This is a genomic window from Streptomyces sp. NPDC033136 (genome assembly GCF_055578235.1).
This window is the reverse complement of the sequence record NZ_JBVIPD010000033.1, coordinates 1-21,086: the sequence shown is the minus strand read 5'-3', so window position 1 is coordinate 21,086 and position 21,086 is coordinate 1. Positions and strand designations below refer to the sequence as shown.

Annotated in this window: 18 protein-coding genes; 6 read left to right on the top strand and 12 right to left on the bottom strand. The window is 71.5% G+C overall.

Annotated features, from left to right (window positions below; genetic code table 11):
- Positions 1-273: 273 nt before the first annotated feature.
- Positions 274-1,389 carry an ADP-ribosylglycohydrolase family protein gene (locus tag ACZ5TL_RS36660; protein WP_468595120.1) on the top strand — a complete coding sequence of 372 codons (1,116 nt, stop codon included), beginning with the start codon at positions 274-276 and terminating at the stop codon, positions 1,387-1,389.
- Positions 1,390-1,403: 14 nt separating this feature from the next.
- On the opposite strand, the gene ACZ5TL_RS36655 is transcribed toward ACZ5TL_RS36660, so the two are convergent.
- The gene (locus tag ACZ5TL_RS36655) at positions 1,404-2,975 is read right to left on the bottom strand and encodes a sodium:solute symporter family protein (RefSeq protein WP_468595119.1); all 1,572 of its coding nucleotides are present in this window, start codon (positions 2,973-2,975) and stop codon (positions 1,404-1,406) included.
- A gap of 162 nt (positions 2,976-3,137) precedes the next feature.
- Positions 3,138-3,923 carry an SDR family oxidoreductase gene (locus ACZ5TL_RS36650; RefSeq protein WP_468595118.1) on the bottom strand — a complete coding sequence of 262 codons (786 nt, stop codon included), beginning with the start codon at positions 3,921-3,923 and terminating at the stop codon, positions 3,138-3,140.
- A gap of 78 nt (positions 3,924-4,001) precedes the next feature.
- On the opposite strand from ACZ5TL_RS36650, the gene ACZ5TL_RS36645 reads away from it, so the two are divergent.
- Entirely contained in the window at positions 4,002-4,841 is an 840-nt protein-coding gene (locus ACZ5TL_RS36645) for a hypothetical protein (protein ID WP_468595117.1), read from the top strand.
- A gap of 3 nt (positions 4,842-4,844) precedes the next feature.
- Here ACZ5TL_RS36645 and ACZ5TL_RS36640 read toward each other — a convergent pair whose 3' ends face one another.
- The 4 genes from ACZ5TL_RS36640 to ACZ5TL_RS36625 form a co-directional block, all read right to left on the bottom strand.
- Complete coding sequence (locus ACZ5TL_RS36640) at positions 4,845-6,740, bottom strand: MFS transporter (RefSeq protein ID WP_468595116.1); 1,896 nt, start codon at positions 6,738-6,740, stop codon at positions 4,845-4,847.
- 136 nt (positions 6,741-6,876) lie between these two features.
- A complete protein-coding gene (locus tag ACZ5TL_RS36635; protein ID WP_468595115.1) occupies positions 6,877-8,505 on the bottom strand; it encodes a nuclease/transposase family protein in 1,629 nt (542 codons plus the stop codon).
- Positions 8,498-9,073 (bottom strand): IS607 family transposase, encoded by a 576-nt coding sequence (locus ACZ5TL_RS36630; RefSeq protein WP_468595114.1) that lies wholly within the window; start codon positions 9,071-9,073, stop codon positions 8,498-8,500. The genes ACZ5TL_RS36635 and ACZ5TL_RS36630 overlap by 8 nt, the downstream gene beginning before the upstream one ends.
- Positions 9,074-9,211: 138 nt before the next feature.
- Positions 9,212-11,986, bottom strand: a complete 2,775-nt coding sequence (locus ACZ5TL_RS36625; protein WP_468595113.1) for a D-alanyl-D-alanine carboxypeptidase — start codon at positions 11,984-11,986, stop codon at positions 9,212-9,214.
- A 236-nt stretch (positions 11,987-12,222) separates the two neighbouring features.
- On the opposite strand from ACZ5TL_RS36625, the gene ACZ5TL_RS36620 reads away from it, so the two are divergent.
- From ACZ5TL_RS36620 to ACZ5TL_RS36610, 3 genes are all read left to right on the top strand, one after another.
- Entirely contained in the window at positions 12,223-12,978 is a 756-nt protein-coding gene (locus tag ACZ5TL_RS36620; protein ID WP_468595112.1) for a GOLPH3/VPS74 family protein, read from the top strand.
- 254 nt (positions 12,979-13,232) lie between these two features.
- A complete protein-coding gene (locus tag ACZ5TL_RS36615; protein WP_468595111.1) occupies positions 13,233-14,090 on the top strand; it encodes a helix-turn-helix domain-containing protein in 858 nt (285 codons plus the stop codon).
- A 202-nt stretch (positions 14,091-14,292) separates the two neighbouring features.
- On the top strand, positions 14,293-14,484 hold the full coding sequence (locus ACZ5TL_RS36610; RefSeq protein ID WP_468595110.1) for a DUF397 domain-containing protein: 192 nt from the start codon (positions 14,293-14,295) through the stop codon (positions 14,482-14,484).
- 170 nt (positions 14,485-14,654) lie between these two features.
- On the opposite strand, the gene ACZ5TL_RS36605 is transcribed toward ACZ5TL_RS36610, so the two are convergent.
- The 3 genes from ACZ5TL_RS36605 to ACZ5TL_RS36595 form a co-directional block, all read right to left on the bottom strand.
- Positions 14,655-15,533 carry a MerR family transcriptional regulator gene (locus tag ACZ5TL_RS36605; protein WP_468595109.1) on the bottom strand — a complete coding sequence of 293 codons (879 nt, stop codon included), beginning with the start codon at positions 15,531-15,533 and terminating at the stop codon, positions 14,655-14,657.
- 69 nt (positions 15,534-15,602) lie between these two features.
- Positions 15,603-16,106, bottom strand: a complete 504-nt coding sequence (locus tag ACZ5TL_RS36600) for a glutathione peroxidase (RefSeq protein ID WP_468595108.1) — start codon at positions 16,104-16,106, stop codon at positions 15,603-15,605.
- On the bottom strand, positions 16,103-17,128 hold the full coding sequence (locus ACZ5TL_RS36595; protein ID WP_468595107.1) for an ArsR/SmtB family transcription factor: 1,026 nt from the start codon (positions 17,126-17,128) through the stop codon (positions 16,103-16,105). Before ACZ5TL_RS36595 ends, ACZ5TL_RS36600 begins: the two co-directional genes overlap by 4 nt.
- A 72-nt stretch (positions 17,129-17,200) precedes the next feature.
- On the opposite strand from ACZ5TL_RS36595, the gene ACZ5TL_RS36590 reads away from it, so the two are divergent.
- Positions 17,201-18,502, top strand: coding sequence for an MFS transporter (locus tag ACZ5TL_RS36590; protein WP_468595106.1), 1,302 nt, complete (start codon positions 17,201-17,203; stop codon positions 18,500-18,502).
- A gap of 31 nt (positions 18,503-18,533) precedes the next feature.
- Here ACZ5TL_RS36590 and ACZ5TL_RS36585 read toward each other — a convergent pair whose 3' ends face one another.
- The 3 genes from ACZ5TL_RS36585 to ACZ5TL_RS36575 form a co-directional block, all read right to left on the bottom strand.
- A complete protein-coding gene (locus ACZ5TL_RS36585; protein WP_468595105.1) occupies positions 18,534-19,277 on the bottom strand; it encodes a nucleotidyl transferase AbiEii/AbiGii toxin family protein in 744 nt (247 codons plus the stop codon).
- A 131-nt stretch (positions 19,278-19,408) separates the two neighbouring features.
- Positions 19,409-20,206, bottom strand: coding sequence for an SAM-dependent methyltransferase (locus tag ACZ5TL_RS36580; protein WP_468595104.1), 798 nt, complete (start codon positions 20,204-20,206; stop codon positions 19,409-19,411).
- Positions 20,207-20,414: 208 nt separating this feature from the next.
- On the bottom strand, positions 20,415-20,891 hold the full coding sequence (locus ACZ5TL_RS36575; protein WP_468595103.1) for a hypothetical protein: 477 nt from the start codon (positions 20,889-20,891) through the stop codon (positions 20,415-20,417).
- Positions 20,892-21,086: the final 195 nt, after the last annotated feature.

Here is a 21,086-nt window from a genome sequence, read left to right as displayed (position 1 = left end):
AGGGGTGAACGACGGCTGCGAACGGGCCTTCCGGGCCGCGCAGCCCGGCGGATGCCGCGATTGCAGGACCACCGGGCGCGAGGTGGTGTAGGCATGCGATGAGTGCCTCCATGTCTGCAACCTGACCTGGCACGGCTGATCACCGACCACTCGGCACCACCCGGCACCACCTTCAGTCACACCCCCCACCCCTTCCACCCCCTGAACCCACCCTCCGCCTTCGAATACAGTGCTGAACTGTCGTACGTGTGGACGGGCCCCTGGGAGGTCAAGGTGGGTGCGACTGCCGGTGCCGTCTGGGGGCGTACGGAGCAGCAGGACTTTCGCAGCCGGGTGCGGGGGACGCTGCTCGGCGTGGCCGTCGGGGACGCGCTGGGTGCGCCCGTGGACGGGCTGGGGATCGACGGGATCAGGGAGGCGTACGGGGCGGAGGGGCTGGTCGATCTGGCTCCCGCCTACGGCAGACGCGGTGCCGTCACCCACCTCACGCAGCTCACCCTGTTCTCCGTCGACGGGCTCATACGGGCCCAGGTGCGGCGGGACACCGGCGCCTGGCATCCGCCCACCGACCTGCACCGGGCCTACCGGCGCTGGGCCGCCACCCAGCGGGACTGGGGGCCCGACGAGCGGCGCAAGGAAGACGGGTGGCTCGCGCGGGAGGAGTGGCTGTACGCGCGCCGGGATCCGAGCCGGGCGCTGCTCCTCGGGCTCGGCGACGAGACCATGGGGACCCCCGAGGCGCCCAAGAACCCCGGTGAGCTCGGGCCGGAGGCCGCCGCCCGGTCCGCCCCGTTCGGGCTGCTCGTGGGGTGGGAGCCGCAGCTCGTCGCCCAGCTCGCGGTGGAGTGCGCGGCGCAGACCCACGGTCATCCGACGGCGTCTCTCGCGGCGGGTGCGTACGCCGTGATCGTGCACGCCCTCGCCCTCGGGGAGAGCCTGGACGGTGCCGTGCAGCGGGCCTTCGCGCTGCTGGCGGCCCGGCCCGGGCACCAGCCGGTGTCGGACGCGCTCCAGCACGCGCTCGGTGCCGTGCGGCAGGGGCTGCCCGGGCCGGAGCGCGTGGCGGAGCTGTGCGGGTCCGGTACGGCGGAGAGCCTCGTCGGTGCCGCCGTGTACTGCGCCCTCGTCGCCGCCGACGTCCGGCAGGGGCTGGCTCTCGCCGTCAACCACGACGGCCCGTCCGCCGCCACCGGCGCGCTGACCGGCGGTCTGCTCGGCGCCCTGCACGGCGAGACGGCCCTCCCCCCGGCCTGGCTGGCCGAGCTGGAGGGCCGTCCCACGATGCTGGAGCTGGCCGACGACTTCGCCATGGAGATGACCCAGGGGCCCGCCCTGCACGGGCCCGGCGGGTCGTCACCGGGGTGGCTCGCCCGCTATCCCCGTGCCTGAGCGGAGCGTCCGGCTCACTCCCTGACCGTCGCCCGTACCACGTCGTCCGCCGGGCCGGCCGGTGCCGGGATCGCGGCCGCCGTCGCCCCGCCCCCGTCGGTGTTGATCTTCTCGATGAGCGCCAGCCGCTCCGGGGTGTCCTCCGGCTTGATGTAGCCGACGAGGACGTAGAGGACCAGGGAGACCGCCAGCGGGATCGACACCTGGTACTGGAGCGGCACGCCGCCCTCGACGTTCCAGTGGATCGGGTAGTTCACCAGCCAGAAGGCGAGCAGGCCCATCGACCAGCTGACGAGGGCCGCCGTCGGGCCGGAGCGGCGGAACGCGCGGAGCAGGCCCAGCATCATCGGGATCGCCATCGGGCCCATCAGGCCGGCCACCCACTTGATGACGACGGTGATGATGTCCTTGAACGCCGGGGAGTCGACCTGCGTCGCCGCCGCCATGGACAGGCCGAGGAAGACGACCGTGGCGATCCGGGCGACCCGCAGGCCCTGGCTCTGGTTCCAGGTGCGGGCCCTCGCCCAGATCACCGGCGCGCAGTCCCGGGTGAACACGGCCGCGATGGCGTTGGCGTCGGAGGAGCACATGGCCATGGTGTGCGAGAAGAAGCCGACGATGACCAGGCCCAACAGGCCGTGCGGCAGGAGTTGTTCGGTCATCAGGGCGTAGGAGTCGGAGCCGTCCGGCTTCTGCGAGTCGACCAGCAGCGGCGACATCCACATCGGGAAGAACAGCACCAGCGGCCAGACCAGCCAGAGGATCGCCGACAGGCGGGCCGAGCGCTCGGCCTCCTTGGCGTTGGGCGTGGCCATGTAGCGCTGGGCCTGGTTGAGCATGCCGCCGTTGTACTCGAAGAGCTTGATGAAGAGGAACGCCAGCAGGAAGACCGTGCCGTACGGGCCGACCAGCGGTTTCTCGTGGCCCTGGAGTTCGGGCGAGTCCCAGACGCCGAAGAAGCCGCCGTGGTCGTCGAGCCGTACGAACACCGCCGCGAACATCGCGATGCCGGCCAGCAACTGGATGATGAACTGGCCGAGTTCGGTCAGCGCGTCCGCCCAGAGGCCGCCGATGGTGCAGTAGATCGCCGTGATGGAGCCGGTGATGAGGATGCCCTGGTTGAGGGAGATTCCCGTGAAGACGGACAACAGCGTCGCGATCGCCGCCCACTTCGCGCCCACGTCCACGATCTTCAGCAGCATGCCGGACCAGGCCAGCGCCTGCTGCGTCTTGAGGTCGTAGCGGTTCTTCAGGTACTCCAGCGGGGAGGCCACATGGAGCCGTGAGCGGAGCCGGTTGATGCGCGGTGCGAAGAGCTTCGACCCGATGGCGATGCCGAGGGCGATGGGGAAGGACCAGGTGACGAAGGACGTGACGCCGTAGGTGTAGGCGATGCCCGCGTACCCGGTGAACATCACCGCGCTGTAGCCCGACATGTGGTGGGAGATGCCGGAGAGCCACCACGGCATCTTGCCGCCGGCGGTGAAGAAGTCGCTGACGTTGTCCACCCGTTTGTGCGACCAGACGCCGATCGCGACCATCACGGCGAAGTAGCCGATGAGCACGGCCCAGTCGAGACCGTTCATGAGTCCCCTTCCACGGTGCTGCCGCCACAGTCAGGCATGTGAACTCTGGGTTCGGTGACGTCCGCACGGCAAGCAAGAGGAAGGTCAAGAGAGCGCAAAATAGTTCGGTGAGGTGACCTCTGTTTATGTACATGAACGAGTGATGTGGCTGGAAGTCGCTCCTCAGCGCATCAGCTCTCCCGCGTTCACCAGCAGCGACTGCCCTGTGATCGACCGCGCCCGGTCCGAGGCCAGGAACGCGGCCGCGTCCGCCACGTCCGCGTCCCTCGTCAGCTCCGGCAGCGCCATCCGATCCGTCAGCCTGCCCAGCACGTCCGCCTCCGACACGCCTTGCGACCGCGCCGCGAACCGCACGTACGCCTGCACCGAAGGCCCCCACATCCAGCCGGGCAGCACCGTGTTGACCCGGATCCGGTGCGGGCCGAGCTCCCGCGCCAGCGAGTACATCGCACTCGTCAGCGCCCCCTTCGACGCCGCGTACGCCGCCTGCCGCACCTGCGACGGAGCCGCCACGGCCGACTGCGTCCCGATGAACACGACGGACCCGCCGCCCTGTTTGAGCGAAGGCAGGCAGGCCCGGGTCATCCGCAGCGCGCCCAGCAGATTCACGTCCAGGACGGCACGCCAGGCCTCGAAGTCCGCGTCCTCCAGCCCGCCGAAGTGGCCGTCGAGCGCGGCCACCTGCACGACGGCGTCGATCCGGCCGAACCGCTCGACCGCCAGCCCGGCGAGCGCCTCGCACTGCGCCTCGTCGGAGATGTCGGTGGCCCGGTACGCCGTGCACGCCCCGCCGGGGTCCACCTCTTCGGCGGTCTTCGCCAGATGCGCCTCCGTGCGGGCGCCGAGCACGGCATGCCCGCCGTCCCGTACGACGGCCGCCGCGACCTGCCGCCCGAGCCCGGCCCCGACCCCCGACACGACGACCGTCTTCCCCGCGAGCAGTGGCATCGAAGCCTCCCCGGAACCCTGGCGCATTATCTGACGGGGCGTCAGAGTATGGGTCAGCCGCCAAGAGAGGGGAAGGGCATGAGCGACGACACCCGCAGCGAGCTGTACGCCGAACTGGCCGCTGTCGGCCCCTACGGCACCCACCCCGGCCACGCCCTCATCACCCTGGTCGAACCGCGGCCGGGCCACGAGTACGCGTACAACCGCTGGTACGAGGACGACCACTACTACGCCGGTGCGATGGCCATGCCCTGGATGTTCGCCGGCCGCCGCTGGGTGGCCACCCGGGACCTGCGACTCCTGCGCTACCCCGAGAAGTCGGCGATCGCCCGGCCCGTCACCACCGGCTGCTACCTCTCCACGTACTGGATCACCGACGGCCGCTACGACGACCACATGCGCTGGACGGTCGCCGTCAACCGGCGCCTCAACCGCGACGGCCGCGTCTACCACGACCGCACGCACGTCCTCACGGCGTTCCAGAACCACGAGGCGACCGTCTACCGGGACGGCGTGGCGGGCCCCCGGGACCGCCACGCCCTCGACCACCCCTACGCGGGCCTGGTCCTCCAGGTGGTGGAGGCGGACACCCCCGAGCGGCACGCCGAGCTGCTGGAGTGGCTGCGCACCCGCCACCTCCCGAAGCGCCTCGCCGGCTCCCCGGCCGCGCTGGTGACCGTTTTCCGCCCGACCCCCCTGCCCGGCGACCGCATGACCTACGTCAAGCAGGTCGAGGGCGTCGACACCCGCCTGACCCTGCTGTGGTTCCTCCAGACGGACCCGAGGCAGTGCTGGGACCCCTGCTTCACGGGCCTGGACACGGCGGTGGCGGAGTCGGGGCTGGGCAGGGTGGAGCTGGTGGCGCCGTTCATCCCCACGGTGCCGGGGACTGACCTTTACGTGGATCAGCTCCGCTGAGGGTCAGCGCAGCTCCTCCGGGCACGGTGTGCCCCGGGGGAGCTGGTACGGGGCCGCCAGGCGGTACGTGCCCGCCTTGGGGGCCAGCAGTTCCGTCCACCTGTCGCCCTGGGCGTCCTCCTCCGTCTCCCGCAGGCAGCCGTTGACGTTGGTGTACGTCTTCGGCTCCGCCTCGGGACTGTTCCTGGACGCCTCCGTCTCCTGGGGCGGCTTCAGGCTCCTGCCCTCCGCGTCGACGATGCTCAGCCAGGGCGAGTACGGGATGCGGACCAGGACGCGGCCCGGCTTCTTCACCCGGAGGATCACCTCACCCTGCTCGGCCCGGTCGACCACGGCGTTCGGCCCGGCGAGGGGGGTGGGGCCGGTCACCTTGAAGAGCTGCCAGTTGGCGTCGCCCCAGATCTGGGTCAGGTAGGGGAGGCCGCGCTGCACCAGGGCCCGCTCGCGCTCGCCGCCGTCGCCGTCCGGCTCGTCCTTCGGCAGGACGACGTAGTGCACCGACCAGCGCTTCAGCCACTCGTGGTAGTTCGCCGAGTTGAGGGTGTCGTCGTAGAAGAGGGGGTTGCGCTCCATGTCGGCCTGGCGGTTCCAGCCGCGGGCCAGGTTGACGTACGGGGCGAGGGCGGAGGCCTCGCGGTGGGAGCGGGCGGGGACGACCTCGACCCGGCCCTTCTCGGCGCCGACCTCCTGCAGTTCGTTCACCAGCGGCGCGAGCTCGCGGGACCAGGAGGCCGCCGGGGCCGTGTGGACGATGTCGTCGACCGTCTTGAAGCCGATCCACACCGTGAAGCCGACGAGCGCCACGACGGCGGCGTACCACTTGCGGCTGCGCGGCACCGTGTAGGGGAGCGCGGCGACGAGCGCGACTCCGGCGAAGAGCATCGCCAGGCGCGTGATGTTCGAGCCGATCTGGGAGCTGATGAGCCACACCAGCACGACACCCAGGCCGTACACCGCGGCCGTCAGCCGGACCGTCTTCCAGTCCTCCGGCACCAGGAGGAAGACGAGGACCGAGAACGCGAGGGGCAGCACCACCGACCCGATGATCATCGGTTGCGTCCCCGAGAACGGGAACAGCCAGGCCGACACCGCGACCACCGCGGTCGGCGCCAGGCCGAGGGCCCAGGCCCCGGGACGCCGCTTCTGCAGGAACAGCGCCACCGCCACCAGGCCCACGAACAGCCCCGCGACCGGGGACGCCATGGTGGCCAGCGCGGCCAGGGGCGCCGCGCACAGGGCCTTCGCCCAGCGCTTGTAACGCCACTTGTACGGCCAGCAGAACACCACCGCGACCGCGCCGAGCGCGAACATCATGCCCAGGCCGAAGGTCACCCGGCCGGACACGGCGTTGCAGAACAGCCCGAACACGCCCGCCAGCGACGCCCACAGGGGGTTGCGGACCGAGCGGGTGCGCAGGAGGAGCAGGGTCAGCAGACCGGCCGAGACCGTGCCCGCGATCATCATCGTCGTCCGCACGCCGAGCACCGACATCAGATACGGCGACACCACGCTGTACGACACCGGGTGCATGCCGCCGTACCAGGCGAGGTTGTACGCCGAGTCCGGGTGCCGGCCGACGAACTCGGCCCACGCGTCCTGTGCGGCCAGGTCGCCGCCGCTGTTCGCGAACGTGAAGAACCAGACGACGTGGAGCATGCCGGCCAGGCCCGTGATCGACAGGACCGGGTGGCACAGCATGCGCTCACGCAGAGTCAGCAGGGCGGGGTGCAGCCGGGAACCACCGTCACGGCCGGGTGCGCCGGTGCCCTCCGGCGGGGCGCCCTCCGGCGGGGTGCCCTCCGGCGGGGTGCCCTCCGGCTCTGCGGGCAGGCGTATTCGCGGGCCGGATACCGGTCCCGGTCCGGCGTCGTCTGCGCGTGTCGGCTCCGCAGTGGCCACTCGAAGGCACTCCCCGTGTCCCGTCTTCTGTTCTCAGCATCTTCCCCCCGGCCGCGTACCGTTCACCATCGGTTCGCGGCCGCGTCCGCCGCGTACGGCGACCTGCCCCGGTTCGGGACGCTAGCACGCACCGTTCCTAACCAGTGAGCTGGAGTGAGTCTTGGACCCACACCTGGTCACTGCGGACACCCCGAACGGTTTTGGATGTCCTGGTTGCCCGCGTACTCGCCGCGTCCGGTGGCACGGATCGTGTCCGTGGTCCGGGGATGCGGGGGCGGGGTCCCTCACGCTCAGGGGCACGCCGGTCGGCCTGGATGGTCCGATGCTCGTGCACATCGCTCTGGTGTGCACGGGGCGGTGTCGTCCGTCGCCGGATCGGGTGTCCCTGGGCGCGTCGTCCGATCGCGATGCTCGCCGCATCGTGCCGGGTGGTCTTACGGTTGGGGCCGGCCATCGGCCTTTGCCAGTGCTGGGCGCCCCACTTGCTGGTGTAGGCCGGGTCCACGGCGATGATCGCGATACCTGTGGCGTCGGCCATGGAGGTCAGCCGGGCGCGGAGCTTGCCGGTGGGCATGCCGGAGATGAGTTGCCGAAATCGGCGCTTGCGCCCGTGCTTCTCTCTGGTCTTCTCGGTCTGGAAGTCGAGGTCTTCGACCGCGATGGCCTTCACGCCGCAGGTCTTGGCCCAGTTCAGCAGCCGCGTGAGGGCGTGACGTAGCTGGGCGTCGCGGTGCTGGGCGTTGCCGGAGAGGTCGTAGAAGAACCGGCGCGGCCGGCCGGTCGGGTTGCCGTGAGTGTCCAGGCGCCATGCGGCGAGGTGGTCGGCGTTGGTGTCGACGCCGATCACGCCATCGGTGAGGGCGGCTTCGAGTGGGATCGTCTTGGTGGGTGGGATCTGCCAGGAGGCGTCCACGTACCAGCGCCCGCGCCGCGTGTCGTAGTGGATGCGGTAGGCCACGGCCCGGTTCGCCTGCACACGGTCGGCCCACTCATGCCCCCGGTGCGGGAACCGTGCCTTGGCAGTGAGTACGTACCGGCCGTGCTTGGCGTTCGCCAGGCCGGCGAGCGGGGCCGGGAGTCTGATCGATACTTCACCCCCGGGCGTGATGCGGATCGTCTCGTTGCCGAACCTTTTCCCCGACTCGCCGTCCGCCTGGAGGAACCAGCGCCCGGCCTCCCACCGCTCACGCCACTGGACCTCGGTGAGCTGCGTCTTTTCGAGGTTGCTGCGGGTGCCCAGCAGACGCTTACCGCCACGCACGATGTGCACCCGGCCCGCTTCCCGGTCGGCCCGAACACGGTCGAGCCGGTCCTCCAGCACATGCAGGCGGCGCGCTTTGTGGAACCACTCGCGCGCGCAGCGGTAGCCCCCCAAAGTCCGCTTGGTGCCCTTCTCCCCGACCGGCAGCGACAGCCGGTGCCGGATCGTCGTGATACCGGCTTCGAGGGACTGGACGTGCGCGGCCTGGCCGCGCCGGGCGAGCGCCCACTGGTCATGCGTGGCCTTCGTGATCGACCCGGCCCACCTGGACGACGACTCGGCCGTCAGGTCCCGCTTACGGGCCGCCCATGACTCGGTGGAGTGCTCCAGGCCGTCGGCGCAACGCGTTTTGAGGTCCTTCGAGGCGAGCGAGCCCAGGTGCGCACCCACCAAGCGCAGAACCTTCTCATCCGCGGGCGTGAGGTCCCCCAGCCGGGTACGTACCGCCACACCGGACGGGCCGAGAGCGACGAACGGCGCGGCGATCGGGCGGAGGTCAGCCACGTTCGGCGGCTTCCAGTGCCTTGCGGGCGCGGTTCTTCGCCGACCTGCGCCCGTACAGACGGGCGCAGAACGACGTCAGTACCTCCACCATGTCCCGCACCAGGTCGTCTTCGACCTCGCCGTCGTCCACTACCAGCAGGCGACGGCCCGTCGCGGACAAGGCAGCCTCGACAAGTTCGACGTTCATCCGGCCGAGCCGGTCCTTGTGCTCCACCACCACGGTGCTCACGTTCGGGTCGGCCAGCAGACGCCGGGCCTTGGAACGACAGCCGTTCATCCCGGAAGCGATCTCCGCCTCCACACGAACGACTCGGTGACCGGCCTTCGCTGCCCACGCCGACAGCCGAGCGACCTGGCGTTCCAGATCGGCTTTCTGATCGTGCGAGGACACGCGGGCATACAGCCCCAGACCGCCGATGGCGTCGGGCGTGGTGTTCGCATCGATGTTCACCAGGATCGTGCGCGGCCCGACCCGCTGAGCCGGTACCGGCAACATTCCCTCACGGAACCAGCGATACGCGGTCTGCGGATGCACGCCCTGCGTCTTCGCCCATTCCGTCAGATTCACGCTCTGACAACGACACTCACTCCTACAGGGTTACGCTCACCTCCCCGACTTCGAGAACCAGCAGGCGGAGACCCCGCCGGGCAGCGCCCGGACGGGCCGTTACCGGCGGGATGCGGCAGCGGGGAACGGCTTCCCGGCTCAGCCGATCCGCGTCAGCTTGTCCGCGAAGCCCGGCTCCACCAGGTCCTTCTGGAGGGCGACCGGGACCTTCACGGCGTTGGTGCTGCCGTCCCCGACAGTGAGCGTGCCCACCTTCGCACCGGCCTCGGCCTCGTGCGGCAGGTCGTCCGCGGCGAACGTCAGCTTGACGGACAGGCCCGCCCATCCGACCGCGGTGACGTCCTCGGTGACGACGACCGGCGTACGGCCGCCGAGACCGTCGTCCGCGTACCCGACGACATCGCCCTTCTTCAGGATCGTCGCCGACTCCAGCGCGTCCTGCGCGGCCCGGATCAGCTGGTCGCCCTCGTGGAGCGCGGCGCCCAGGATGGTGTTGTCGGGGCCGCCGGCCGGCTGGCGCACGACCGCGCCGACGATCCGGCGGGTGTCGCCGTTGACGTCCTTCCTCGCGGAGAAGACGAGGTTGCCGAGCGCGGAGGTGGTGGTGCCGGTCTTGATGCCGGTGACGTCGTTGTAGCCGACCAGGCGGTTCCAGTTGTTGTGCCTGGTGCCCTTGTAGTCGACGTACGACATCATCGCCGCGACCTCGCGGAAGACGGGCTGCTCCATGGCCGCCTTGGCGAGCTTCACCTGGTCCACGGCCGTGGAGACGGTCGTGTTGTTCAGGCCCGAGGGGTCCGTGTACGTCGTGTTCTTCATGCCGAGGTCCAGGGCGGCTTGGTTCATCTTCCGCACGAACGCCTTCTCGGACCCCGCGTCCCAGCGGGCCAGCAGCCGCGCCACGTTGTTCGCGGACGCGATCAGGATGCTCTCCACGGCCTCCCGCTGGGTGATCTTGTCGCCCTTGGTGACGTCGACGGTGGACTCCTGGCCCGCGTCCGACTGGTCCTCGGCGGCCTGGTCGATGTCGATCTTCGGGCCTTCCGCGCCGCTCTTGAGCGGGTGATCGCGCAGGATGACGTAGGCGGTCATGACCTTGGCGACGCTGGCGATCGGCACGGGCTTCTGCTCGCCCGAGGAGCCGAACGAACCGATGCCCTGGACGTCCAGCGCGGCCTGGCCCGCGTCCGGCCAGGGGATGTCGACCTTGCCGCCCTCGAAGGTGTAGCTGTCCTCGGCGGTGAGTTCGAGGGTGGGCGAGGGGAGCGGGCGGACACTCTGCACGACCGCGAAGACGATCACCAGCAGCAGCGCCAGCGGCGTCCAGATCTTGACCCGGCGTACGGCCGTCCGCAGCGGGGTGGCCGGGGGCGGCGGGGTGTTCGTCAGCTCCGCCAGCAGGTCCAGCGGGGGCCTCGGCGGCAGCGGCTGCTGCGTGGTCCGCTCGGGGCCGACGGTGGGGACGGGGGCGGTGGCGTCGGCGGGCGGGGCGGCTTGGGGCGCGGCCTGAGGTGCGGCTTGGGGTGCGGCTTGGGGTGCGGCTTGGGGTGCCTGGGGCTTCCGTGTCGCCGGATCGTCCAGGGGCTTGAGTGCGACGAACCTGCTGGTCCGCTCGGCGTCCGTCTCGGGGGCGCTCCTGGGGGCGTCCTCGGGAGCGTCCTCGGGAGCGTTCTTGGGAGCGTCCTTGGGGGTGTCCTTGGGGGCACCACCGAGCTTCAGCATGGTGGTGGGCTGGTCGACCGGGGGCCGTACCGCCTTGAAGACGGCGGTGGGCTGGTCGACTGGGGGTGCGGCGGGCTTGCCGCCGTCGTCGTCCTCGTCGGTGTCGTCCTCGGCTTCGGCTTCGGCTTCGGCTTCGGCGTCTGCGGGGGTGGCGTCCGTATCCGCGTCGGCCTTTGCGGCTGCCTTCGCGGCGGCCTCGGTGTCGCCAGAGGCGCGCGGGTCCGCGGGCCCGGCGGAACGGTCCGCCTCCGGCTTGTCGGTGTCGTCGCCGCTCCGCGCGCCCTTCGACGCCGCCTCCACGGCCTCCTCGTCGCCCTCCTGGGCGTCCCGGGCGCGCGGGCCGGCCTCGGCGGTCTCGTCCGCGGTCTCGTCGGCCTGCCGGCCCTCCGTGGAGTCCGTGGCGGCATCCTCGGCGGACTCGGCGGGCTTGCCCTGGTCCTCGGCAGCGTCGGGCTTCTTGTCCTGGTCCGCGGACGCGACCCACGCGGCCACCGCGTCGCGCAGGCGCCCGTCGCCACCGGCTGAGGCGTCGGCGCCCTCCTTGCCGGAGCCCGAGGACTCGCCAGAGCCCTCCGTGGCCGTCTCCGCCTCTGCGGGCTCCTGGGACTCGTCACGGTCCGCACCCGAGGGCTCCTCGCCCTGCTCGGAGTCGGCCGCACCCGAGGGCGCCTCCGCCTGCTCGGCGTCGGCTACCGCGTCCTCGGCGTCCTCGGCGTCCTCGGCGAGCGAGGGGTCCGCGTCATCCGCCGCATCCGAGCCCCGCCGGGCCTCTGACACCTCGCCCGAGCCGCTCTCGCCCTGCCGGGCGTCAGCCTCCGCGTCCTCCGCGTCCGCAACGGCGTCCTCGGAATCCTCGGCGTCCGGGTCGCCCTCACTCCGTCCGGCGTCGTCCGCCCGCTCCGCGGCAGCCCCTGCGTCCGCGTCCTGCTCGGCGTCCGCAGCCGCAGCCGCGTCCGCGTCCTGCTCGGCGTCCGTCGGCTCCGGCTCGTCGGCCGTCCGGACGGACAGCACGCGCGTCGCAGTGTCGACGCCGCCGCGTGCCGCCGTCGAGGAACCCTTCGTGTCCCGGGCCACCGCGAGCCGCGGGTCGGTGGGCTCGCGCCGGGCCTCGGGAACCGGACCCGCGCTCCCCGACGTCGGTTCTGCCGACGACTCGCGCTGCTTCGACCTGTCGGGGGACTCGCCCGCCACCGATGCCTCCTCCTCGCGCCACACTCCCGGTGCGCGCGTACCGAACCGTGAACCGCCGCCCTGACACCGCTCTCCAGCGCTGTCCGAACCATGTACCAGTGTCCTGTGTGCGGACTAAACCCATCCGGTAGACGAGAACGACATACCTATCGGTTCCACTACGAACCGGTCACGCACCCTCGACAGACCAATGTGAGAGGGGTCACCCTGTCATTCATCCACGCGGGGAGGCATGGATGGGCAGGAGCCGCAGAACACTTCCGGAGGAGCTTCTGTTGCTGGCATTGGACCCGACCACGGGTACCACTGCACAGCCGCAGTCGCTCGACCTCGGTCTGGCCGGAGCACAGCTAGTAGAGCTGGCGCTGGCCGGACGGATAGCCCCAGACGGGGATCGTATCGCCGTGGTTGTACCACGGCCGACTGGAGATCCGACTCTGGACTGCGCGTTGGAGTTGCTGCGAAGGCGCGGCGCTCCCGTACGGGCCGTCCATTGGATCGGCGGACCCCGGCTGGGGCTCCGCCAGACCTACCTCTCGCATCTGGAGCGGTGCGGCATGGTGCATGCCGTGGCGGGCCAGATGTGCGGAGTGCTGCCGACGACTCGCTACCAGGCGACGGACACCGAGATCAGCCGGGAGATCAGGGCCCGGCTGGACTCCGCGATCCGCACCGGCGTACCGCCGGACCCGCGGACCGCGGCGCTCGCCGCCCTGGCACACGCGGTCGGCCTCGGCAAGCACCTGTACCCGGGCAACGAGGGACGTTCCTCTCGCTCCCGGCTCAGGGACCTGATCAGGCACGACCCCATGGGCGGTCTCGTCGCGCACGCGGTGATGGACGTCCAGAACGGCGTGGCGGTACAGCCGCGCCGCAGCCCGGCCCCGTCCGGCCGTCAGGCCGCCGGCGGAGCCAGGCCCGCAGCGGAACCCGCCCGAGGCGTTCCGATGCAACCGCGCCACGGAACCATGGTGCGTGCCGTGGCCCACTGAGCCGCGCCGCGCCGCACCAGTACGACCCACGACCGGCACGCATCACGGGACCCCACGAACCCGGTCACGGGAGCCGCAGTCCGAGCGGGGCGGCGAGAGCGCAGACTCTCGCCGCCCCGCTCGGCGTGCCGTGCCCGAACTGGCGTGTACCCGTCGCATATCCACCATTTCCCAGCGGTAGGAAGCACCTTGGTGGCAGTCTGCTCAGCAGCAGATACGCAAAGTAGAGGCACGCAGCCGGAGGTGCACGTCCCGTGGCGTCCAATGTCAATCCCACCGTCAGGCGGCGCCGGCTGGGCCAGGAGCTGCGCAGGCTCCGTGAGCTCAAGGGCATGACGGCCGAAGAGGTGGCGGAGCGGCTGCTGGTGTCGCAGTCGAAGATCAGCCGGCTGGAGAACGGGCGGCGCAGCATCAGCCAGCGCGACGTGCGCGACCTGTGCGGGGTCTACGAGGTCGAGGACCAGCGCATCGTCGAGTCGCTGATGCAGATGGCCAAGGACTCGCGGCAGCAGGGCTGGTGGCACGCCTTCGGGGACATTCCGTACAGCGTCTACATCGGCCTGGAGACGGACGCCGAGTCGCTCAGGGTCTACGAACCCCAGATCATCACCGGCCTGTTGCAGACCCGCGCGTACGCCGAGGCCATCATCCGGGGCGGTTCGCCCGAGGCGTCGGAGGCGGACAACGACAAGCGCGTCGAGGTCCGGCTGCGCCGGCAGGGCCGGATCACCGCCGAGACCGATCCGCTGCGGCTGTGGGTGGTGCTGGACGAGGCGTCCCTGCACCGGGTCGTGGGCAGTCGGCCGGTGATGCGCGAGCAGCTGGAGCACCTGATCGAGATGTCGCAGCTGCCCCACATCACCGTGCAGGTCCTGCCGTTCGAGGTCGGCGCGCACGCGGGCATCAACGGCCAGTACTCGATCCTGGAGTTCGCCGACGCGGCCGATTCCAGCGTGGTCTACATCGAGGGCGTCACCAGCGACCTGTACCTGGAGAAGCCGCTCGACGTGCAGAAGTACACGGTGATGTACGAGCACCTGCGCGCGCAGTCGCTGAACGTGGACCAGTCGCGGCAGCTCATCGAGCGGGTGGCGAAGGAGTACGCGCGCTGACCGGCCGTCGGAGGATGACCTTCCGCCGGGGCGAAGCGCGGGATGCTACACCCCTGACACGCCCGACTGGAAGTCTCCCCTGGAATATGCCATCCGGTCGAGTGAATGGCTGCTCCGTACGAGGAGGTTGGCGAGTAGCGTCGATCACGCCAACCGCGAGCACAGGTTGGCGTAAACGCAACTGGCTACGGAGCGAACGAACATGGCAATTCGTCTGGGCACCACGGAAACGTGGACGACGTCCTCCTACACCAACAACAACGGCGCCTGCGTGATGGTCAGGTCGACCGTCGAGGAGGCCCTGGAGCTCGGGGACACCAAGATCCCCGAGGGGCCCAAGCTGGCGTTCCCCGCCGACGCGTGGAGCGCCTTCGTGGCCTCGGTCAAGGCCTGAGTCACCGCAGGACAACAGCACAAGCACCACCGACAGAGCCCTCTCGACCAGCATCGCCGTCCTTGCCGAGAGGGCTCCGCTCGTGCCCGCCGGCCCCCGAGGGGGCCAACTCACCGGATCAGCTCACCTGAACTGCTCACCTGAACTGCTCACCGGATCAGCTGACCGGATCAGCTCACCGGGAAGGCCACGTCACACACCGGGTCCTCGGCTCCCGTCGCCGCCCAGTCCGCGAAGTACAGCTCACGGCACGGGCCGGTCGCGGTCAGCCCCTCCGCCGCCATCCACTCCTCCACCGCCTCGAACGCGGCCAGGATCTGCGGATGCGCCACCTGCGCCTTGGTGATCCTCGTGTACGCCAGCCGCCGGGCCGGCTCCACCCGCACCGCCGTCTCCCACGCCCGGCCCTGCTGCTCGGCCCACGCACGCGCCGCCGCCTCGTCGGCGACCGGTACGCACGCCTCCGCGGGGCCGTCGCTCTCCATCGACACCTCGGAGTGATAAGCGACGTAAGGCACCCCGGCCACCCCTCCGCACCGCCGGGCCGCCTCCTCCAGCCGGCCCAGCGCCGCGCCGATCCACGCCGGCAGTTCGTCCGCCAGCGTGTGCCGCCTCTCGGTGATCACCACCTGCGCCGGCGTCTCCACCGTCTCGACCGTGAACTTCCCGTGCATCTCGGAGCTCCTCCCCGACAGTCGTCCACGGAGGTACTCGGCGAGCGTCCGCTGCCCCGCCACCCGCGCCTCGACATCCGCCCAGTAGGCGCCGAGCAGGTCCGCCGCGGCGGGCCCGTCGCCCGCCGCGACCACCTCGGCGATCCGGGCGAGCGGCATGTCCAGCTGCCGCAGCATCGCCACGAGCCGGGCCCGTTCGACCTGGCCGGCGCGGTAGTAGCGGTAGCCGGTGGCCTCGTCGACGTACGCCGGCGCCAGCAGGCCCAGCCGGTCGTACAGCCGCAGGGCCTTGGGCGACAGCCGGGCGCGCGCGGCGAACGCCCCGATGGTGAGCAGGTCGCGGTCCGGTACGTCCACCACGGCATCCTCCGTCATCGGGCGGCTTCTCCGCCCGACGACGAAGACGCTCGGCCCTGCCCCAGGGGCAAGGTCAAGCAGGGGGTGTCAGGCCAGCTGGGCCTCTATCGCCGCCACGACCTCCGCCGACTCCGGCTCGGTCTGCGGTGAGAAGCGGGCCACGACCTGGCCGTCCCGCCCGATGAGGAACTTCTCGAAGTTCCAGCGGATGTCGCCGCTGTGCCCCTCGGCGTCGGCGAAGCCGGTCAGACGGTCGTACAGCGGGTGCCGGTTCTCGCCGTTGACCTCGACCTTCTCGGTCATCGGGAAGGTCACGCCGTACGTCGCCGAGCAGAACTCGGCGATCTCCTCGGAGCTGCCCGGCTCCTGCCCGAGGAACTGGTTGCAGGGCACGCCGAGGACGGTGAAGCCGCGCTCCGCGTACTGCTCCTGGAGCTTCTCGAGGCCCGCGTACTGCGGGGTCAGGCCGCACTTGGAGGCGACGTTCACCACGAGCACCGCCTTGCCCGCGTACTGGGACAGGGCGGCCGAACCGCCCTGCAGCGCACCGATCTCGACGTCGAGGGGAGAGGAATCGTTACTGGTCGTCATGAGCGGATGCTAGTGCCGGGCCGGTCCTGGGCCTCCACCAGGACCTGCCCCGCCGCCGTCCGCGCGTACAGCACCGACCTGCCCGCCCTCCGCCGCTCCACCAGCCCGGCGTCCAGCAGCACCCGCAGATGCCGCCCGACCGAGCCGAGCCCCTGCCCGGTCAGGGCGACCAGCTGGCTGGTGCTCAGCGGTGAGCCGAGCCGGACCAGCACACCCGCACGGGCGGTCCCGAGCAACGTGCCGAGGCTCGCGGGCACGGGTCTGCCGCCGGGGTCGGCGAGTGCGCCGTCGCACGCGTAGACCACCGCGTACCGGTGGGGCTCCTCCCAGGACACCCAGCCGGTCTTCGGGGTGACCGGCACGAACAGGAGCTCGGCGCCGGAGATCTCGCGGGGCGGGTACTCGTGCAGATTCACCTGGAGCCGGCTGTCACCCAGCCACCGGGTCCGGCCCGGTCGCAGCTCGTCCAGCACCGCCGCCCAGCCGCCCCGGCTCACCTGCGCGGTCCGGGCGACCACGTCCGCCTCCAGCACCCGCCGGCGCCGGTCCCAGTCCGGGCGTACGGTCTCGGTCCAGACGTACGTCAGCAGGCCGGCCGCGCGCTCGGGGAGGTCGTCCCGGTCCAGGGCGGCGGGATGAGGGTCCCCCCAGGTCGAGCGGAGCCGAGAACTCGGGGGAGGGTCGGCGAGGGAGAGCCGCAGATGGGCGCGGGCCTCGTCGGGGCGGGCCGCCCGCACCCGTGCCACCTCTTCCTCGAAGGTCTCCCGGCCCCTCGGCGTGGGCGTCAGGAAGTCGGCGATCCAGGACCGCCCCAGCCCGGCGCGGACGAGCAGCGCGGTCACGGGGTCGGCGGCCAGGCGGGCCCGGTAGCCGGGCAGATGGTCGCGCAGCCAGGCCCGTTCACCGGGATGCGCGGGTGTGCCCCGATGCAGCAACTGGAGGCAGGCGAAGGCCTCGGCGAGCGGGGAGATGACGAACCGGCTCCCGGCCAGGGTGTCGGCGTTGATCTGCCACCAGCCCATCGGCCCCTCCGGATGTTTCGCACCTGCGCGAAACGATAACCACGTCGTACGGACCGCTCGGAGACTCCGCGCATGCGCAGCTACCGCGATCTGTTCCGCACACCCGAGTTCACCCCGTTCCTCCTGGCCTCGTCGGCGCAGACGGTCGCGCAGACGATGGGCGGCCTGGCCCTGGGCACCCTGGTGTACCGGGCGACCGGCTCGCCGCTGCTGTCGGCGGTGAGCATGTTCGGGTCGTCGCTGGTGCACGTGCTGGGGGCGACGTTCCTGCTCTCGGCGGCCGACCGGCTGCCCCCGCGCGCGGCCCTGACGGCCCTGCCCCTGCTCTTCGCGGTGGCCACGGCGGCGCTCGCCCTGCCCGGCCTGCCCGTCTGGGCGCTCCTCGGGATCGTCCTGGCCAAGGGGCTGGTGGAGTCGGTGGGCGGGGGAGTGCGCTGGGGCCTGCTGAACGAGATCCTCTCCAAGGACGGCTATCTGCTGGGCCGTTCGGTGTTCAACATGATGAGCGGCCTCATGCAGATCGCCGGCTACGCCACCGGCGGCGCGCTCGTGGCCCTGCTGTCTCCGCGGAGCTCCCTGCTGACGGCAGCCGCCCTCCACCTCCTCGCGGCCGTGGCCGTCCGCCTCGGCCTGACCAGGCGCCCACCCCGTACGACCGGGCGCCCCTCGGTGGCGGCGACCTTGCGCGCCAACGCCCAGCTCTGGTCGTCCGCGCCCCGCCGTCAGGTCTATCTGGCCCTCTGGATCCCGAACGGCCTGGTCGTCGGCTGCGAATCCCTCTACGTCTCCTACGCCCCCGGGTCCGCCGGCACCCTGTTCGCCTGCGCCGCGCTGGGCATGCTCGCCGGGGACGTCCTGGTGGGGCGCCTGCTGCCGCCGCGGCTGCGCCCACGCCTCGGGTTCCCGCTCCTGCTGCTCCTGGCCGTTCCGTACGTGCCGTTCCTGCTGCGTCCGCCGCTGCCGGTCGCGGCGGTCGCCGTCGCCCTGGCCTCGGTCGGTTTCGGCGCGAGCCTCGTACAGCAGGAGCGTCTGGTGAGGCTGACTCCCGACGGGCTGACGGGGCACGCCCTGGGGCTGCACTCGGCGGGGATGCTCACGATGCAGGGCGTGGCGGCGGCGCTGGCCGGATCGGTGGCCCAACTGACGTCACCGGCCCGGGCGATGACGGCGATGGCCGTCGCGTCGGCGGGAGTGACGCTGCTGCTGATGGCGGCGGGCAGGCGGGAGCCAAAGTGTCCGCACAGTCTCAGCGGCACGCCGCGTGCACGGCGTGCCGCTGAGACTCTCGCACCACTTGCCGCCCGTCCGCCGGATTCGCCAACAGCATCCCCTCGTCCGGTCGGGGTTTCGGTTCCGACCGGTCAGTCACCGTGAGGGCCGCGAGCGCCGCGAGGACCGGTGCGGGTCACTCCTCGTCCGGAGCGTCCGGAGCGTCCGGGGCCTCCAGGACGTTCGGGGGATCCGGGGTGCTCTCCTCCGGGGCGCCGCCCTCGATGAGGCGTTCGGCGATGTCGTCGGCCCACTCCTGCGCCCACCGGCGGAGTCCGGCGACGGACTCGGCGTCGATGCCCTGGGAGGTGAACGCCCGGTCGTCGAGCCAGTCCGTGCCGGTCAGCCGGGCCTGGAGGTCGGTCAGGTCGAAGGTCTCGGGGGCGTGACGGCGGCCGAGTTCCTCCAGCTCGGGGTGGCTCCAGCGGGCCGAGGCGGCGTGGACGTCGACCAGGTCGCGGGCGAGTCCGCGGTCGGCCAGGTCCCGTACGCGGGTGCCGACGAGGTCGTCGAGGGAGAGCGTCGGCCCGAGCCCGGTCTCCACGGGCCGGCGCCACAGCATCTCCTTGCGGACACCGGCCTCGAACTCCTCCCCGGTCGCCGCGTCCGTGACGAGGAACTGGGCGGACAGCGGCTCGGTCTCCAGAGTCCGCACGAGCCAGCCGCGCGCCACGAGCCCGGTCCGGACGGCGTCGGCGATGGTGTCCATCCCGGCGGGGTGCTCGGTGGCGAGGTCCACGTCCCGCCCGGCCCGCTCCACGAGGCCGTGGGCCAGCCCCGCGTACCCGCCGGCGAGTACGAGGGCGTAGGCCTCACCCACCGCGAGCAGATCACGCAGGAGCCGGCCGCAGGGCTCGGGGACGGGACGCGGGGCGGACATGACCCTGATTATCGCGTGAGGGCGGTGGGGGGCCGGGGCGATGGGCCCGGACGGGTGAAGGGCGCTCGTCCCGGGGGCGCGGGGAACCGGACGACCAGCCCCCACGGCGCCCCACCACACCACGGACGGAGCTACGGCTTGCGCCCGACACCGCAGTACGCGTCCACGGCACCCGCGCCGGCACCATCGACCCCGTCCGGGCGCCACTCGGGCACCCGCACGACCCCCGGTTCCACCAGCTCCAGCCCGTCGAAGAACCCGGCGATCTCGGCGACCGGGCGGACGTAATACGGCACGGCCCCGCTCGAGTTGTAGGCCTCGGACGCGGCGACCATGCCCTCGCTGGTCGCCGTGCTGTCGCTGATCACCAGGTGGCTCCCGGCCGGAAGCCCGGCCATGAGCAGCCGTACCAGCTCGCGCGCCCGCTCGTAGTCGGCGACGTGCCCGAGCGTGTTGAGGATCATCAGCCCGACCGGACGGGAGAGGTCGAGCGTGCCCGCGGCGGCCTCCAGGACGGCCTCGGGGTCGTACAGGTCGGCGTCCAGATACGCGGTCCTGCCCTCGGGCGTGCTGGTGAGCAGGGCGCCTGCATGGGCCAGCACGACGGGATCGTTGTCGACGTAGACGATCCGGGAGTCCGGGGCCACGCGCTGGGCGACCTCGTGCGTGTTGTCGGCGGTCGGCAGCCCCGTGCCCACGTCGAGGAACTGCCGCACGTCCTGCTCACCGGCCAGATACCGGACGGCCCGGCCCAGGAACCGGCGGCTGGTGACCGCCACGTCGACCAGGCCCGGGAAGATCGACTTGATCTGGTCGCCGATCTCGCGGTCGACCTCGTAGTTGTCCTTGCCGCCGACGAAGTAGTTCCAGAAGCGGGCCGAGTGCGGCTTGGAGGTGTCGATGCGGGCACGCAGACGGTGGTCGGACATGGCGGGGCCTCCTTGGGGCGGGGAAGGGGGGCCGGATCACCAACCTAGGTGAACTTCCAGGTGTAATACGGATGTTGTCCGCTCCGTCGCCCGGGCGGGGTGGGGTTTCGGCCAGGGGACGTCGAGGCGGCGGCCCCGCCGTGGGACCGCCGTGTCGTCGCGCCGTGGGGCCGCCGTGTCGTCCCGCCACGTTGTCCCCGTCGCCGGACTACACCCCGCGCGAGGCGAAACCGCCCATGCCTCCGCTGCCGCGCCGCTGGATCGCCAGCCATACGCCCCACGCCAGGGCCCACAGCAGCAGCCCCGCTGCCACCGGCGTACCGAACATGATCAGCAGACCGGCCCCGATGTTGGCTCCGACGACCCCCGCCGTCAGGATCCGCCACCCCACACCGGCCATGAGCCCGACGACCACCAGTGGCCCGAGCACCCCCCACCAGCGAGGGTCCATCTCCCCGCGCCGCGTGCCGCGCACGAGTACCGCGGCACCGGCCGCCACCAGCGCCAGCGCGATCCCCCCGGCGACCGCGGCCACACCGTCCCCGACGTCCCACGGCTGGAACGCGTAGTCGAGTTCACTCGCCGGCAGCCCCTCGTAGTTCCGCTGCCCCGTCAGCCCCCAGGCGGCCACCGGCACCCCGACGACGAGCGCGGCCCCGGCCGCGACGATTCCCCGATTTCTCATACGTCCAGCATCGGGGGCCGGACGGGCGGCGTCATGAGCACGCGTACTCAGGTACGCCGCCCGGTGCACAGGCCGCGGCCTGTCAGGGCCTGGGCGATGCGGGGGGTGAAAGCTGCTACGCGTTTTCTAGTCATTCATAGTCGTTGCTAGTCGTGTATCTCGAATATCTTGGTCTTGTGAAGCTTTCGGAGTGGG